This window comes from Kitasatospora sp. NPDC088779, assembly GCF_040685395.1.
Classification (GTDB): domain Bacteria; phylum Actinomycetota; class Actinomycetes; order Streptomycetales; family Streptomycetaceae; genus Kitasatospora.
Map to the genome: position 1 here is coordinate 60384 of NZ_JBFBHW010000044.1, position 15849 is coordinate 76232.

The 15849-nt window shown below is 75.9% G+C and carries 11 protein-coding genes; 7 read left to right on the forward strand and 4 right to left on the reverse strand.

Annotated elements, in window-relative coordinates; all coding sequences use genetic code 11:
• Window positions 1-5: 5 nt before the first annotated feature.
• Entirely contained in the window at window positions 6-257 is a 252-nt protein-coding gene (locus AB0P03_RS31200) for a hypothetical protein (protein WP_363632026.1), read from the reverse strand.
• A gap of 110 nt (window positions 258-367) precedes the next feature.
• On the opposite strand from AB0P03_RS31200, the gene AB0P03_RS31205 reads away from it, so the two are divergent.
• Window positions 368-1213, forward strand: coding sequence for a PaaX family transcriptional regulator C-terminal domain-containing protein (locus AB0P03_RS31205; RefSeq protein WP_363632028.1), 846 nt, complete (start codon window positions 368-370; stop codon window positions 1211-1213).
• On the opposite strand, the gene AB0P03_RS31210 is transcribed toward AB0P03_RS31205, so the two are convergent.
• Window positions 1203-2519 carry an MFS transporter gene (locus AB0P03_RS31210; protein ID WP_363632030.1) on the reverse strand — a complete coding sequence of 439 codons (1317 nt, stop codon included), beginning with the start codon at window positions 2517-2519 and terminating at the stop codon, window positions 1203-1205. The genes AB0P03_RS31205 and AB0P03_RS31210 overlap by 11 nt on opposite strands.
• Before the next feature lie 54 nt (window positions 2520-2573).
• On the opposite strand from AB0P03_RS31210, the gene AB0P03_RS31215 reads away from it, so the two are divergent.
• Entirely contained in the window at window positions 2574-3317 is a 744-nt protein-coding gene (locus AB0P03_RS31215; RefSeq protein WP_363586358.1) for a helix-turn-helix transcriptional regulator, read from the forward strand.
• A gap of 37 nt (window positions 3318-3354) precedes the next feature.
• A complete protein-coding gene (locus AB0P03_RS31220; protein WP_363586357.1) occupies window positions 3355-4098 on the forward strand; it encodes an SOS response-associated peptidase in 744 nt (247 codons plus the stop codon).
• 13 nt (window positions 4099-4111) lie between these two features.
• On the opposite strand, the gene AB0P03_RS31225 is transcribed toward AB0P03_RS31220, so the two are convergent.
• Window positions 4112-4672 (reverse strand): putative glycolipid-binding domain-containing protein, encoded by a 561-nt coding sequence (locus tag AB0P03_RS31225; RefSeq protein WP_363632032.1) that lies wholly within the window; start codon window positions 4670-4672, stop codon window positions 4112-4114.
• A 136-nt stretch (window positions 4673-4808) separates the two neighbouring features.
• Here AB0P03_RS31225 and fxsT point away from each other — a divergent pair, with 136 nt between their 5' ends.
• From fxsT to AB0P03_RS31240, 3 genes are read left to right on the forward strand one after another with little or no spacing between them, the layout of a single operon-like run.
• On the forward strand, window positions 4809-11489 hold the full coding sequence (gene fxsT / locus AB0P03_RS31230) for an FxSxx-COOH system tetratricopeptide repeat protein (protein WP_363632034.1): 6681 nt from the start codon (window positions 4809-4811) through the stop codon (window positions 11487-11489).
• A 4-nt stretch (window positions 11490-11493) separates the two neighbouring features.
• Window positions 11494-12750 (forward strand): CHAT domain-containing protein, encoded by a 1257-nt coding sequence (locus AB0P03_RS31235; RefSeq protein ID WP_363586354.1) that lies wholly within the window; start codon window positions 11494-11496, stop codon window positions 12748-12750.
• On the forward strand, window positions 12747-13781 hold the full coding sequence (locus AB0P03_RS31240; protein ID WP_363632036.1) for a hypothetical protein: 1035 nt from the start codon (window positions 12747-12749) through the stop codon (window positions 13779-13781). The genes AB0P03_RS31235 and AB0P03_RS31240 overlap by 4 nt, the downstream gene beginning before the upstream one ends.
• A 75-nt stretch (window positions 13782-13856) precedes the next feature.
• Here the strand turns inward: AB0P03_RS31240 and AB0P03_RS31245 are convergent, their stop codons facing one another.
• Window positions 13857-15095 carry a styrene monooxygenase/indole monooxygenase family protein gene (locus AB0P03_RS31245; protein ID WP_363586352.1) on the reverse strand — a complete coding sequence of 413 codons (1239 nt, stop codon included), beginning with the start codon at window positions 15093-15095 and terminating at the stop codon, window positions 13857-13859.
• Window positions 15096-15383: 288 nt separating this feature from the next.
• Here AB0P03_RS31245 and AB0P03_RS31250 point away from each other — a divergent pair, with 288 nt between their 5' ends.
• The gene (locus tag AB0P03_RS31250; protein WP_363632038.1) at window positions 15384-15743 is read left to right on the forward strand and encodes a zinc ribbon domain-containing protein YjdM; all 360 of its coding nucleotides are present in this window, start codon (window positions 15384-15386) and stop codon (window positions 15741-15743) included.
• Window positions 15744-15849 lie beyond the last annotated feature (106 nt).

The window sequence follows — 15849 nt, forward strand, 5'->3', positions numbered from 1 at the left end:
GGCCGTCAGCGCTGCCCGAGCGAGGTCAGGAAGCTGCGGTGCTCGTCGAGGTAGCCGGGGCTGAACAGCGAGCGGGGTGCGGTGGGGCCGTCCCCGTGGACGAGGACGACCAGGCCGGCGGGGGTACGGCCGCCGGTCGGGCGGGCGAGGACGCCGTGCAGCGGCTGTCTGCCGCCGGTGATGGTGACGCGTTCCCCCTTGAGGTCGTACTCGTTCCGGTACACCACCCAGCCGCCCGCGCCGAGCAGGAGCACCACCCACGGACAGCAGTGATCCCCAGAGCAGCCATCGCCCGCGCATCTTCGTTCTGCTAATCTATCGTTCTCAAAACGAACGTATCAGATCTGAACGCATTAGGATGGTCGCCATGGTGGAGATTCCGACCCGGGTGCTGGTCGAGGCGATGGTCCGCACGGACGGCACGGTCGACTGCGGCGACCTGTACACCGTGGCCGGCCTGCTCGGGATGACCGACCAGCAGGTCCGGCTGACCGTCAAGCGCCTCACCGGCGACGGGCGGTTCGTCCAGGAGGGGCGCGGCCGCCGGGCCCTGCTGCGGGCCACCGCCGAGACCCGGCGCTCGATCGACCCCGACGTCGAGTACGTGGCGTTGATGTACGCCCAGGACCGCGGTCAGGCCCCCTGGGACGGCGTCTGGCACCTCGCGGGATTCGCCGTCCCCGAGCACGCCCGGCCCGCCCGGGACGCGCTGCGCGAGGCGATCCTCCGGCTCGGCGGCGCCCCGGTGCAGAACGGCCTCTACGTCTCGCCGCACCCCTGGGAGGAGGACGTCCTGGCCGAGGCCGCCGCCCTGGACGTGCGCGGCCACCTCACCCTCCTCACCAGCCGCGACCTGCGCGCCGGCGAGACCGACGACCCCCGCGCGCTCGCCCGGCGCTGGTGGCCACTGGACCAGGTCGCCGAAGGCCACCAGCGGCTCGCCGAGGTCGCGGCCGACCGCCTCGACCGGCTGGAGAAGGGCCTCACCGGCTCCGAACTGCTCACCGTCGCCCTGGAGTTGGCCGCCGCCTTCACCGAGGCCATGGAGCCCGACCCGCTGCTGCCGCCGGAACTCCTGCCGCAGCCCTGGCCCGGCACCGCGGCCCGCGAACTCGTCGCCCGCTGCTGGGCGCTGCTGCTCGCCGACCCCGGGCCGGGCGCACCCCGGCTGTTCGACGCCTACGCCGAGGTCGTCGCGGCCGTCACCGCGTAGCCGCCGGACCCGGCTCGGTCGCCTCCGTCGCGGCCGGGGCTGCGGGCGCGACCGGCTCCGGCAGGGTGCGGAACAGCAGCCAGCTCAGCACCGGCATCAGCACCAACGGCAGCAGGGCGGTGCGCAGCGAGGTCGCGTCGGCGAGGCCGCCGATCACCGGGCTCGCCAGGCCGCCGATGCTGACGGTCAGGCCCAGCGTGATCCCGCTGGCGGTGCCGATCCGCGAAGGCAGGTAGTCCTGCCCCAGCGTGACCTGCAACGAGAACGGCACGTACAGGCCCGCCGAGGTCAGCGCCACGAAGACGTACAGCGCCGGGCCCGGCACCAGCACCACGCCCGCCACGGCCACCGCCGCCACCAGGTACGACCAGCGCGCCACCGCGACCCGGCCCCAGCGGTCCGCCAGCGCGCCGCCCAGCACCGAACCCACCGCGCCGCCCGCGTACAGCACCACCAGCGCCGCGGTGCCCGCCGCCGTACCGCCGCCGACCCGCTGGGTGGCGAACAGCGCGAGGAAGGTGCTCAGGCCGGTGAAAGCGATCGAGCGGCACACCACGGCCAGCGACAGCCGCACGAACGAGGCCCGGTCGTCGGCCCCGGCCACCGGCGCCGGAGCCGTCCCGGCGGCCCGGCGGCGCTCCAGTTCGCGCAGCACCGGCAGGCACAGGACGGCGCCCGCGAGCGCCGGCAGCACCAGCAGCGGAGTCAGCCGCAGGCCGCCGCCCGAGACCACCACGGACACCAGCAGCGGGGCCGCCGCGAAGCCCAGGTTGCCGCCCAGCGAGAACCAGGCCATCCCCCGGTGGCCGTCCCGCGCGGCCAGCCGGGCGACCCGGGCGGACTCCGGGTGGTACGCGGCCACCCCGACCCCGGACAGCGCCACGAAGGCCAGGGTCAGCGGGTACGAGCCGCTCACCCCGCTGAGCGCGATGCCCACGCCGCCCACCAGCGTGCTGACCGGCAGCAGCCAGGGCAGCGGGCGGCGGTCGGTGATCGCGCCGAACAGCGGCTGCGCCACCGAGGAGAGCAGGGAGGCGGCGAGCACCACGCCCGAGACGGCGGCGTAGCCGTAGCCGCGCTCGGCCACGAAGAACGGGACCAGGGCGGCCACCGCGCCCTGGTAGACATCCACGCAGGCGTGTCCGAGGGACAGCAGGGTGATCGAGGAGTCCCGCTTGCCGGGTGTGCTCTTCGAATGGTCAGGCGCACTCGGCGCACTCGGTGCACTCGGCGTACTCGGTGTACTGGAGGTGTTGGACGCACTGGGCGTAGTGATCGGCGGGTTGTCCGGCGTTGTCTTCGGCATGCCGACATGCTCGGCGCAGCGGCGCCTGTCGGGCTTCCGATAATCTGCCAGGTGATGCCGAACATCCGCCACGACCCCGTCGCCCCGACCCGCGTTCAGCGGCTGGCGTCCGGCGCCGGGATCGACGCCCACCGCCACGACGACCACCAGATCGCCTACGCGGCCAGCGGCGTGCTCGCCATCACCACCGACGCCGGCTCCTGGGTCGCCCCCGGCACCCGCGCCATCTGGGTCCCGGCCGGCACCGTGCACGCCCACCAGGCCCACGGCGAACTGGACCTCCACCTGGTCGGGCTGCCCGCCACCGAGAACCCGCTCGGCCTGGACCGGCCGACCGTGCTCGCCGTCGGGCCGCTGCTGCGCGAGCTGATCGTCGCCTACACCCGCACCCCCGAGGACGACAGCCCCGAACGGACCCGGCTGCGCGCCGTCCTGCTCGACCAGCTGCGCGCCTCCCCGCAGCAGCCGCTGCACCTGCCCGCCCCCGCCACACCGCTGCTGCGCGCGGTCTGCGACCGGCTCCGCGCCGATCCGGCCGACCAGCGCACCCTCACCGAACTGGGCCGGGCGGCCGGCGCCAGCGACCGCACGCTCTCCCGGCTCTTCCGGGCCGACCTCGGCATGACCTTCCCGCAGTGGCGCACCCAGCTGCGGCTGCACCACGCACTGGTGCTGCTCGCCGAGGGCCTGCCCGTCACCACGGTCGCGCACCGCTGCGGCTGGTCCTCCGCGAGCGCCTTCATCGACGTCTTCCGCCGCGCCTTCGGCCACACCCCGGGCCGCCACCCCGCGTACTGACCCCGAATCGTCCGCCGCTGGTGGCAGGGTGGGGAGCATGTGCGGTCGTTTCGTCTCCACCACCACGCCCCAGGACCTCGTCGCCCTGCTCGGCGAACTGCGCTGGGATCCGGCCGAGTCGTTCGCGCCGAGCTGGAACGTGGCGCCCACCGACCCGGTGCCCGCCGTCCTGGAACGCGTCGACCGGGAGAGCGGCGAGCTGCTGCGGCAGCTGCGCCCGCTGCGCTGGGGCCTGGTGCCGTCCTGGTCCAAGGATCCCTCCGGCGGCGCCCGCATGATCAACGCCCGCTCGGAGACCGTCCACCTCAAGCCCGCCTTCCGCAAGGCCTTCACCACCCGGCGCTGCGTCATCCCCGCCGACGGCTACTTCGAGTGGCGCGAGGTGCCCGCCGCCGCCGGCCGGAAGAAGTACAAGCAGCCGTACTTCCTCAGCACCGGCTCGGTCATGCTGATGGCCGGCCTGTACGAGTTCTGGCGCGACCAGACCCGGCCCGAGGACGACCCGGTGGCCTGGCTCGCCACCGCCACCGTCATCACCACCGACGCCACCGACAGCGCCGGGCGCGTCCACGACCGGATGCCGCTCACCATCGCCCCCGCCGACCTGTCCGCCTGGCTCGCCCCCGATCTCACGGACTCCGACGAACTCCACCACCTGCTGCGCCGCCCCGCCGACGGCGCCCTGCGGGTGCGGGCCGTCTCCCCCGCCGTCAACAGCGTCCGCGCCAACGGGCCGGAACTGCTCGACCCCACCCCGGACCCGCTGGGACTGGCGGACTGACGCCGCCCGGCCGTCAGGCGATCCGGCCGGCCAGCCCGGGGTAGTCGAGGACCAGGCCGTCCCGGTCCAGCACGAGGTCGCTGCGGAAGTCCCCGGAGGCGTAGCGGACGGTGGCCCGCCCGCCGTCCAGGCCGAGGTGGGTGTAGGTCTGGCGGGAGGGGTGCACCGTCAGGTCGGGCACCCGGATCCACGCCATCAGGAAGTGCCGCTCGCCCGGGCCCCGGTGGAGGCCGTGGCGCAGCACCGGCGGGGTGTTGGTCACCGGGGAGAGCCCGAGGTCGCAGTCCAGCGCGCCGGCCAGGTCGGGCCGTTCCACGCCGTCGACGCTCCAGCGGCCGCCGTCCTGACGCAGTTCCAGCTCGCGGACGCCGTCGGCGGTCTCGGCCCGGACCCGCATCCGCCGGGTGACGAACCCCTCGCCGGTCTCCAGTTCGTACGTCAGCCAGTACGGCGCGGGCCGCGCGGCGGCGACCCGGCCGCGGGCGTGCAGGGCGGCGGCGCCGAGCTCGATCCAGGACGTCTCCAGGCCGCCCGTCTCGGCGACCTGCCAGGTGGGAACGGTGTGCGTGATCATCCGGGCACGCTACCGTCCGGTACCGACAGGCGCGCGCCCCCTCCGGGCGACCGGCGGGATCCGGTGACACGGCGCCCGCCCGCGACTACGGTGGGCGGGCGGAACCGTACGTGGGGGTGAGGGCGCCGAAGTGTTGATGTCCAGGACGACGTATGTCCGGCCCGAGGGCGGCCTGCCCGACCACGAGGCCTTCGACCAGCGGCGCCGCCCGGTCTCGCCCGCCACCGCCGGGAACCCGCACGCCGAGCAGCGGGCGGCCGTACTGCCGCCCGAGGCGGTGCGGGCCGCGCTGACCGTCGAGGCGAGCGCCCCCGCTCCCAACCTGCCGCCCCGCGCCGCGGACCGACTCGTGGGCCGCGACGGCGCGTTGCGGGCGATCGCCGAGGCGCTGTCGGACGGCGACGGCAGCGGGCTGGTCACCCAGGCCACCACGCTGCACGGCCTCGGCGGGGTCGGCAAGACCACCGTCGCGCTGCACTACGCCTACGCCGAGGCCGCGCACTACCGGCTGATCTGGTGGATCACCGCCGAGTCCGAGGAGCAGCTCGCCGAGGCCTTCGCCGACCTCGCCGTCCACCTCCACCCCACCTGGGCCCTCACCGCCCCGCCCGGCCAGCAGGTCGAGTGGGCGCTCGCCTGGCTGCGCGCCCACGACCGCTGGCTGCTCGTCTACGACAACGCCGAGGACCCGGTCCACCTCACCCCCTATCTCGGCCGGCTGCTCGGCTGCGGCCACCAGTTGGTCACCAGCCGCCGCGCCGGCGGCTGGCACCCCGGCATCCGCCCGGTGCGGATCGACGTCCTCGACGCCCCCGAGGCCACCCGGCTGCTCTGCGGCGCCGCCCACCCCGGGGCGCGGGCCGAACAGGCCGAGGTGCTCGCCCTCGCCGACGAACTCGGCCACCTCCCGCTCGCCCTCGCCCAGGCCGGCGCCTACGTGCAGCAGACCGGCACCACCTTCGCCGCCTACCGCGAGCTGCTGCGCACCAGCGGCCCGGCCCGCCCTGACGCCGGCTCCGACTCCGGTACTGGCTCCGGCGCGGTGGCCACCGTCTCCCGGCTCTGGCACACCACCCTGCGCGCCGTCCAGGCCACCGCCCCGTTCGCCGTCGAGCTGCTGCGCACGCTCGCCTGGTACGCCCCCGAGGCACTGCCGCGCGAAGCCCTGACGCCCTTCGGCGCGCGCCGCCCGGCCGAGGTCGACTCCGCGCTGCGGCTGCTCGCCGACTACAACCTGATCACCCTCGGCGAGACCGTCACCGTGCACCGTCTGCTCCAGGGCGTGCTGCGCCGTTCCGACGGCGCCCGCCTGCTGCGCCGGCGCGCCGAACAGCAGCTCGCCGAGGCCGCCGCCCGGCTCTGGCCGACCGCCGGGCCCCGGCTGCGCCGGGCGCTGCTGCCGCACATCCGCGAGCTGGCCGCCGGCGGCCCGTCCGATCACCCCACCCCGCAGACCGTCGCGCTGTACCGGCTGGCCGCCGGCGAGCTGACCGACCGGGCCCAGCGGGTGTTCGCCATCCCGCTGGTCACCGCGATGGCCGACGGCCAGACCCGCCTGCTGGGCTCCGACCACCCCGACACCCTGGCCACCCGGGGCCGGCTCGCCGAACTCCACACCCGGGCCGGCGACCCGGCCCGCGCCGTCGCGCTCTGCCGGGCGGTGGTGGCCGACCGCACCCGCCGCCAGGGCCACGACCACCCGGCCACCCTCGCCGACCGCAGCACCCTCGCCCACGCCTACCGCAAGGCGGGTGAACACCGGTGCGCCGTCGAGGAGTTCCGCGCGGTGGTGGCCGACCGGGCCCGGGTGCTCGGCGCCGACAGCCGGGAGACCCTCACCAGCCGCGCGGGCCTGGCCTACGCCCTCCAGGTGGCCGGTCAGCACCAGGCGGCGGTGGCGGAGTTCGAGCGGCTGCTGGCCGACGCCGGCCGGGTCCTGGACGACCCCGACCACCCGGACATCCTGGCCCACCGCAACGGGCTCGCGTACGCCCAACTCACCGCCGGTCAGCACCGGTTGGCCATCACCCTGTACGAGCAGGCGGTGGCCGACCGGGCCCGGGTGCTCGGCGCCGACCACCCCGACACCCTCACCAGCCGCGACTGGCTCGCGGCCGCCCACGTCGTCGCGGGAGACCACCGGGCCGCGGTCGCCGGGTACGAGGCGCTGGTCGCCGACCACGTCCGGGTCCAGGGGCCGGACCACCCGCAGACCCTCTTCGCGCGCGGCCGGCTGGCGACGGCCCACTGCGAGGCCGGGCACCCGGCCTCGGCGGTCACCCGGTTCACCGATCTGGTCGGCGACTACACCCGCGTCCTCGGGCCCGACCACCCCCACACGCTGGACGCGCGCAGCGGTCTCGCCCACGCCCACCGCGAGGCGGGCCAGCTCCGGACGGCGGTGGACGAACACCGGGCGCTGGTCCGCGACCGCGCCCGCGCCCAGGGGCCGGACCACCCCGGCACGCTGGAGGAGCGCAGCGACCTCGCCTACGCGCTGCGCGTCGCGGGCCGGACCGGCCGTGAACTGGCCGAGTTCGAGGACCTGGTGGCCCACCGCGCCCGCGTCCAGGGCCCGGACCACCCGGACACCCTGGACGAACGGTCCAACCTCACCCGCACCCTGCTGTTGGCCGGGCGCCCCCGCGCGGCGCTCGCCGAATGCCAGCGGCTCCTCGCCGACCGCGAGCGGGTCCACGGCCCCGACCACTACGAGACCTTCGAGGCTCGACTGAGCCTGGCCCGGGCCTTCGGCGACGCCGGCGACCACCGACACGCGGCGGAGCTGTGCGACCGACTCGTCGCGGACCGGCTGCGGGTGCTCGGCGCCGACCACCCCGCCGTCCTCCACACCCGCGGCTGGCAGGCCTGGCTGCACGGCGCGGCGGAGCACCACTGGCGGGCCGTGGAACTGCGCGAACGGCTGGTGGCCGACTACGACCGGGTCCACGGCCCCGACCACCCGCAGACCCTCAACGCCCGCACCGGCCTGGCCTACGCCCTCCAGAGCGCGGGACGGATCCGGGAGGCGCTCGTCGAGCGCGAACGGGTGCTGGCCGACCTGACCCTGGTGCTCGGCGCCGGGCATCCCACCACCCTCAGCGCCCGCCTCCAGCTGGCGCGGACCCACGACGAGAGCGGCGACCACCCGCGCGCCGTGGAGCTGTACGCGGAACTGGTCGCCGACTGCGTCCGGCTGTACGGCGAGGAGCACCCCCGCACCCTCAGCACCCGGTGGTGGCTCGCCTCCGCGCACGGGGACGCCGGGGAGCACCGGCACGCGGCGGAACTGTACGAAGCACTGGCAGCCGACCGCGCCCGGCTCCAGGGCCCCGACCACCCGGAGACGCTCAACACCCGCCGGTGGCACGCCGACAGCTGCCGGGAGGCGGGCGACCACCGGCGGGCCGTCACGCTGTCCGAAACCCTGGTGGCCGACCAAGCCCGCGTCCACGGACCGGAACACCCCGACACCCTGGGCGCCCGTCTGGTGCTGGCGCAGGCGCTCACCGCCGCCGGCCGGCACCGCCGGGCGCTGGAGCTCCACCAGGAGCTCGTCGCGGACCGGGCCCGGATCCAGGGCCCCGACCACCCGGACACCCTCAATGCCCGCTGGTGGCTGGCACACGACTGCCAGCGGGCCGGCGAGCACCGCCGCGCGGTGGAGCTGTACGACGCACTGGCGGCCGATCGCGGCCGGATCCTGGGCGCCGACCACCCCCAGACCCTCACCGCCCGCTGGTGGCAGGCGAACGGTCACCAGCGGGCCGGCCACCACCACCGTGCGGTGGAGCTGTTCGACGCGCTGGTGGCCGACGACACCCGGATCCGCGGTGCCGACCACCCCGAGACGCTGGCCACGCGCGCCGGACTGGCCTGGGCCACCTCCTCCGCGAACGACCACCGCCGTGCCATCGCCCGCTACGAGGCCCTGGCCGCCGACCGCACCCGGATCCACGGCGCCGACCACCCGCTGGCCCTGGACGCCCGCGGCTCCCTGGCCTGGGCGCACGCCGAGGCGGGCGACCACCGCCGCGCCGCGGAGCTGCACTCCGCGCTGGTGGCCGACCGCACCCGGCTCCAGGGCCCCGACCACCCCGACACCCTCGGCACCCGGCGCTCGCAGGCGGCGGGCCACCACGAGGTCGGCGAACTCGACCGCGCCCTGGAGCTGTACGAGGCACTGGTCGCAGACCTGGCCCGGGTCCTGGGCGCCGACCACCCCACCACCCTGGACACCCGGCTCGGCCTGGCCCAGGCCTGCCGCGAGGCGGCCGAGCACGACCGCTCGGTGGACCTGTTCCGGGCCCTGGTCGCCGACTACGAGCGGGCGCTCGGACCGGACCACCCCGACACCCTCGACGCGCGGCTCGGCCTCGCGCGGTCGGTGGTGGCGGCGGGCGACCACCCCGCCGCCGCCGAGCTGTACACGGCGCTGCTGGCCGACCAGGAGCGGGCGCAGGGCCCGGACCACCCGGACACGCTCACCACCCGGTGGTGGCAGGCCGCCGCCCACCGCGACGCGGACGACCAGCGCCGCGCGGCCGAGGCCTTCGGCGCCGTCGCCGCCGACCGGGCCCGGGTGCTCGGCCCGGACCACCCCGACACCCTCAACACCCGCTGGTGGCAGGCCTCCTCGTACCGCGCGGGCTACGACCTCCAACGCGCGCTCGACCTGGCCGTGCCCCTGGTCGCCGACACCGAGCGGGTGCTCGGGCCCGACCACCCCGACGCCCTCGGCGCCCGGTTCCTGCTGGCCTGGACGTACCGGTCGGGCGGCGACCACCGCCCCGCGACGGAACTCGACGAGGCGCTGCTGCGGGACCGGATCCGGCTCCAGGGCCCGGACCACCCCGACACCCTCGCCTGTCGCGGCAGCCTCGCCCAGGACCGCCGGCTCGCGGGCCTCCTGCACCAGGCCGAGGCCGAACGGGAGGCGCTGGCCGCCGACCGTGCGCGCATCCACGGCCCCGACCACCCGGACACCCTCCTCCAGCTCTCCCAACTCGCCGAGGCCGTCCTCGCCACCGGCGAACTCGACCGCGCCACAGCCCTGTTCACCGAGCTGATCGCCCACCGGACCCGGGTCCAGGGCGCGGACCACCCGGACACCCTCGGCGAGCGCTCCGGCCTCGCCTCCGTCCACGCCTGCGCCGGCCGGCAGCGGCAGGAGATCGTCGAACGGCTGATGCTGCTCGCCGACCACGAGCGCGTACACGGCCAGGACCACCCCGACACCCTCACCGCGTGCACCGACCTCGCCCACGCCCACCGCCGCCGCTGGGAGCACGACCGCGCCGACGCGCTCTACCGCGCCCGCGCCCTGCTGGCCGACCGCACCCGGATCCTCGGTGCCGAACACCCCGGCGCCCCGGACACCATCGATGCCCTCGACTCCCTCGACTCCCTCGACGACCGGGACAGCATCGCGCTCAACCTCGTCGAGGCCGGCCGGTACGCGGAGGGCGCCGACTGCTACCGGGAGGCGCTGGCCGCCGCCGAATCGGCCCTCGGCCCGGAGCACCTGCTCGCCCACGCCGTACGGTACGGCCTCGCCCAGGCGCTGCTGCTCGCCGGGGACCACGCCGGCGCGATCGCCGAACTGTCGCCCCTGACGGCGGACTGGACCAGACCCGCCGGCCCCGCCCTGCCCGGCCTCGTCCGGTCCGGGTGCGTCCTCGCCGTCGCCCGCCACCTCAACGGGGAGCACGAGGCGGCGGTGCGCCTGGCCGCCACCCTCGCCGCCTGTGCGGACGACGCCCTCGGCAGCACCGACGACGCCACCCTCGCCGCCCGCGAGGCCCACGCGCTGCTGCTGGCCTGCGGCCCGCGGCCGCTGCGCGCCGTCGTCCGGCTGGAGGAACTCGCCGAGGAGTGCGCCGCGAGCCACGGCCCGCGCAACTCCCTCACCCTGAGCATCCGCCAGAGCCTCGCCCACGCGCGGCTGCGGGCCGGCGACGCCGTCGGGGCGGTGCGGGTGTACGAGGGCATCGTCGCCGACCGGCTCCCGGCCGGGACACTGCTGACCGGACACCGGCACGCCGACGACGTCGCCGTCAGCCTCGGTACCCTGCGCCCCGGGCTGCTCCCGGTGTTCCCCACCCTGGCCGTCGGCCTGGCCGCCGCGCTCGCCGCGAGCGGGCGCCGGGACGCCGCCCGGGACCTGCTGGTGGCCGTCCACACCGCGCGCCGGACCCTGATGGGCCCCGGCCATCCGCTGGCGGTGGAGAGCCGGACGGCCCTGGCCCGACTCGACGGCGGCGCAGCGGAGTCGCCGGCCCCACTTGACGACGGCGGGCCGGAGTCGCTGCCGGCCGCACCCGTCCGCGCGGAGCTCGGGCCGGAACCGTCCGAGCCGGCCGCACTGATCCGGTGCTCGCGCGGGGAGCGGCGCCGCTCCCCGGCGCCCGCGGTACCGAGGACGGCCTGGCGGCCCCGGCTCACCCTGCTCGACGAGCCGGCGGTGGGGGCCGCCGTGCGGCTGGAGCTGCGGTTGGAACCCGAGGTGCCGCAGGCCGACCCCGGCGAGCTGCCGGGCCTGCGCCTGGTGGCCGTCGCCGCCTCGGACGCCGTGCTCGATCCACCCGTCGCCGACTACAGCCCGGCCGGGGAGCCCGCCCGCTTCGCGCTGACCCCGTCCGTGCCGGGGCCGCACACCGTCCGGATCACCGTCTACGACCGGGGGCACGGCTCCGTGCTCCAGGACCTGTCCACCGTCGTCGACGTCCCGCACGTCCCGCGCGTCCCCCAAGTCGGCCAAGTCGGCCAAGTCCCCACCGTCACCGACGTCACCCACATCGCCCAGGACGAGGAGTAATCGCGTGGCCCGGGACCTCCTCGTCGAGATCCGTCAGAACCCCTCCGCCGACTTCACCCGGCTCCCCCGGCAACAGGCTCCGGACGCCCCGCAGGCCAAGGAGCCGGCCCCGCTGGACCTCGTGGTCTCGCTGCGCCGCCACCGCGACGACCTGCTCGTCTCCGCCTTCCGGCCCGGCGAGCGCACGCCCTGGTCCCGCCCCCACCGCGCGGAGCTGAAGGTGTCCGCCCCCGCCCTGCTCGCCCGGGCCTCCCGGCTGCGGACCATCTGGCGCGACCGCCTGGTCCAGTACGACCCGGAGCCGATCGGCGGCTACCCCTTCGCCCAGGCCGTCGACTTCAACCGGCTGGCCGGCGTCGCCGAGCGGCAGGTCGCCGAACTGGCCGAGGAGGGACGGTACTTCCTGGAGGTGATGCTCGACGGGCCGGACCGCGAACTCACCGTCTTCCGCGACTACCTCACCCGGACGCTCACCGAGAGCGGCTCGCTGCGGATCAGCTTCGACTCCGACCTCCACCTGCCCTGGCCGATGCTCGCCGTCGACGGCGGCCACGCCGACCCGTGGGCGGACTTCCTCGGCCACCGCCACCAGGTCGAGCAGACCGGCGCCGGCTACCCGCCGATCCAGCCGCCGTACCCGGCCCGCGCCAGGCCCGTCACCAGCCTCAACACCGACGACCAGCTCACCGACGTCGGCCGGGCCCCCGAGGTCCGCAAACTGCTGGAGGACCGCTCCCAGCTGACCGTGCGCACCGAGTCCGAACCGCTGCTCAAGGCGCTGTCCTCCGCCGTGCTGGACGAGGACGTCATGTACTTCTGGTGCCACGGCCAGTTCGTCGCCGGCGACTCCCCGTACGAGCAGCTCGCCGTCCGGCTCTCCGACGACCGCCAGATCGACGCCGACCTGGTGCGCCGCCACCGCCGCCGGCACGCCGAGGCGCCGGACGCCATGTTCCGGCCGTTCGTGCTGCTGAACGCCTGCCACACCGGGCAGTCCACGGCCGCCGAACTGGAGCACCTCGGCCGGGCACTGGTCGACCTCGGCGCCAACGGTGTGCTCGGCCCGCAGATCGAGATCCCGCAGGTCTTCGCCGCCGAGTACGCCTTCGCCTTCCTCGACCTCTACCTGACCGGGGAGTCCACGGCGGGCGAGATCACCCAGCAGTTGGTCCGGTGGTTCGCCCGCGAGTACCGCAACCCGCTGGCGCTCACCTACTCCCTGCACTGCGGCCTCGACAGCATCCTGGAGCTGACCCCGTGACGGCGCCCCCGCCCATCGCCACCGCCACCGCCACCGTCGACCTGGACGAGGAGGGCCGGCTGCTCGTCCCCGGCACCCGCACGCCGGTGCCCGAGGCCCGGATCGCCCAACACCTCGCCCGGCACCTGCGCATCCCCCCGCGGGCGACCGACGTCTACGTCTACGTCCACGGTTGGCAGACCAGCCCCGCCGCCGCCGACCGCTCGGCCGCCGCCCTGCTCACCGAGGCCGCCGCCCTGCACCGGTCCGCGCCGACCGCCTACCCCGGGCTGACCAGGGGGTTCCGCCCGTGGTGCGTGGTGGTGCGCTGGCCGTCCTCCAGCCTGCCGTCGCCGGCCGGCTACCGCCGGATCCGGGCCCGGGCGCACGCCATGAGCGCCCAGGGGCAGGCCGGGCGCGTCCTGGGCCACCTGCTCGGCTACCTGGACGCCGACCGCGGCGACCCGGCCGCGCCCCGCGTCCTGGCCAACCGCAACGGCCAGTACCTGCACCTGGTCGGCCACTCCTTCGGCGGCCGTTTCCTCTGCGAGGCCGTCCAGTACGCGGCCGACCGGCCCGCCGGGCCACCGGTGCTGGGCTGGAGCCGGCCGGGCGACCCCACCCGGCCGTTCACCGTCGACAGCGCGCTGATCTTCCAGATGGCCGCGCCCCGCGACGCCTTCACCCACCTCTTCCCCCGGCTGTTCCTCGGCCCCGGCCGGCCCGGCGCCCCGCTGCGCGGCCCGCTGGTGCTCACCCACTCCCGCTGGGACCGCGCCACCGGCTTCTGGCACCTGCGCGCCGAGGGCCGCCCGGGCATCGGCCACTCCGGCACCGGCGTCGCCCCCGTCCCCCAGTTCAGCACCCGGCTGCGCCCGACCGCCTCCCCGTACCCGCACGCCGAGTTGGACCACCCGATCGTCAACATCGACGCCGCCCGGGTCTACCGCGGCGGCCTGGCCACCCGCCTCAACCCGGCGGGCGCCCACTCCGACTTCCACCACCCCGAATCCGCCCACCTGCTGCTCAGCCTCGCCGCCCACTCACGCTGACCGGACGGGCCCGTCGTCCCGCTCGGGTGCCCCGACCGATCCACGCCAGCCGCCGCGCGGGTCAGTCCGCGCCGGTCAGTCCTGCGGGGTGAACGACTCCAGGTAGGCGGCCGCCTTCGCGGGGTCGAGGAACCACTGCTCCAGGTCGGCCGGGTCGTTGAAGGCGTTGGCGAACCGGTCGGCGACGGGCGGGAGTTGACCGGCGGCGCCGAGCAGGTGCAGGACGTGCTCGGGCGGCGGCGCGAGCATCGCGTTGCTCCAGACGGTGCTGGGGCGCACGGTCTGCCAGAAGCGGTCGAAGGCGGCCCGCATGAAGTCGCGGTCGAACGGCTTGTCGCCGTGCGCGAGGATCGCGTCGAGGTAGCCGGCCGCGCACCGGGCGGCGTTGTTGGAGCCCTGGCCGGTGATCGGGTCGTTGAGGACGACGACGTCCGCGACGCCCAGCGCCGCTCCGCCGCCGGGCAGTTCGCCGACCGGGTGGCGGACGACGGGGGTGAAGCGCCCGGCGAGGGTGGCGCCGGCGTCGGTGAGTTCGATTCCGGCCCGGGCGCGGTCATACTCCCAAGGAGTGAAGGCCTTCATCAGGTCGAGCGTCACCCGCAGGTGTTCGGCCGGGTCGCGGACCCCGTCGAAGGCGTCCGCCGGGCCGCCCGGGGCGGCCTCCCAGAGCAGGATGTCGCACGGGCCGGCCGCGGTCAGCGCCGGCATGACGAACAGTTCGCCGACGCCGGGCACCACGTTGCAGCGGACGGCGGGGAAGTCGTGCTCGGGGCGCGGGCCGAGCCCGTACACGTAGCTGGCGGCCAGCGCGCGCTGCGGCCGGTCGTAGCGGGAGCGCTCGTGGTCGCGCTCGAACATCGCGGCCAGGTCGCCCTTTCCGGCCGCGACCAGGACCAGGTCGTAGGAGCCGGAGAGGTGTTCGAGGTCGCCGACGGTCACCGGGCGGACCACGACCCGGCCGCCGCGCCCGGCGAAGGTCTCCAGCCAGGCGGGCATCTTCAGCCGCTGGTCGACGGACTGCGCGGGCGCGTCCAGGCGCCCGACCCAGTCGATCACCCGCGCGGACTCCGGCCCGGCGACGGAGACTCCGACGCCCTCGATCCGGGGTGCGGTGTCCGCCCAGAGGTCCAGGCCGAGGTCGCGTTCGGTCCGCAGCGCGGCGTCGAACATGCACTGGGTGGACAGCACCCGGCCGCTCCGGACCGCGTCCGCGTCGCGGTCGGTCATCACCGTCACGTCGTAGCCGTGGGCCTGGAGCCCCAGGGCCAGTTGGAGGCCGGCCTGCCCCGCGCCGACGATCAGAACTCTGCGCATCGTCTCCGCTTTCCTGGTTGTACGTCCTGGCCCGGCCTCAACACCCGTCCGTCCGTGGGCTGGTGAGCCCGCGGGGGGAGGTGGGCACCGGTCGGCCGCCAGTCGCGCTGCCAGTGGCCTGGATACCAGTCATCGGGCACCCGCGTCCACGGCCCGCGCACGCCCGGCCGGGAACGTCACCGTCCGCGGTCGGACGCGGTCGAACAAGCGATTTGAAAAATTCTTCAACTTCATACATGCTGGCGAGCCGCCGACCCCCGGCCCGACCCGAGAGGACAGCCCGCGCGCATGAGCGACCACCTCCCCCCGTGCCCGTCGTGCTCCAGCGAGTACACCTATGAGATGAACGCCCTCATGGTCTGCCCGGAGTGCGGCCACGAGTGGATGCCCGCGGCAGGCGCCGCCGCCGAACCGGCCGGCCCGGACGAGCGGGTGATCCGGGACGCGGTCGGCAACGTGCTCAGCGACGGCGACACCGTGACCGTCGTCAAGGCGCTCAAGGTCAAGGGCAGCGTCTCCGGCATCAAGGCGGGCACCAAGGTCCGCAACATCCGTCTGGTCGGCGGCGTCGACGGCCACGACATCGACTGCCGGATCGAGGGGTTCGGCGCGATGCAGCTCAAGTCGAGCGTGGTCAAGAAGGCCTGACCGGGCCCGCGCCCGGCGCGAAACGGCGGCGGCCCGTACGGCGGCGGGGGGGCGGGGGGGGCCGCCCCCGCGTCGGTCCCCCCCCGCGCCCGCGCCCGGGGGCCCC

What these genes read in the sequence shown, in the direction of transcription:
- AB0P03_RS31205 (WP_363632028.1), top strand. Translation starts at nt 368, where the DNA reads ATGGTGGAGATTCCGACCCGGGTGCTGGTCGAGGCGATGGTCCGCACG.
- AB0P03_RS31210 (WP_363632030.1), bottom strand. Translation starts at nt 2,519, where the DNA reads ATGCCGAAGACAACGCCGGACAACCCGCCGATCACTACGCCCAGTGCG.
- AB0P03_RS31215 (WP_363586358.1), top strand. Translation starts at nt 2,574, where the DNA reads ATGCCGAACATCCGCCACGACCCCGTCGCCCCGACCCGCGTTCAGCGG.
- AB0P03_RS31220 (WP_363586357.1), top strand. Translation starts at nt 3,355, where the DNA reads ATGTGCGGTCGTTTCGTCTCCACCACCACGCCCCAGGACCTCGTCGCC.
- AB0P03_RS31225 (WP_363632032.1), bottom strand. Translation starts at nt 4,672, where the DNA reads ATGATCACGCACACCGTTCCCACCTGGCAGGTCGCCGAGACGGGCGGC.
- fxsT (WP_363632034.1), top strand. Translation starts at nt 4,809, where the DNA reads ATGTCCAGGACGACGTATGTCCGGCCCGAGGGCGGCCTGCCCGACCAC.
- AB0P03_RS31245 (WP_363586352.1), bottom strand. Translation starts at nt 15,095, where the DNA reads ATGCGCAGAGTTCTGATCGTCGGCGCGGGGCAGGCCGGCCTCCAACTG.
- AB0P03_RS31250 (WP_363632038.1), top strand. Translation starts at nt 15,384, where the DNA reads ATGAGCGACCACCTCCCCCCGTGCCCGTCGTGCTCCAGCGAGTACACC.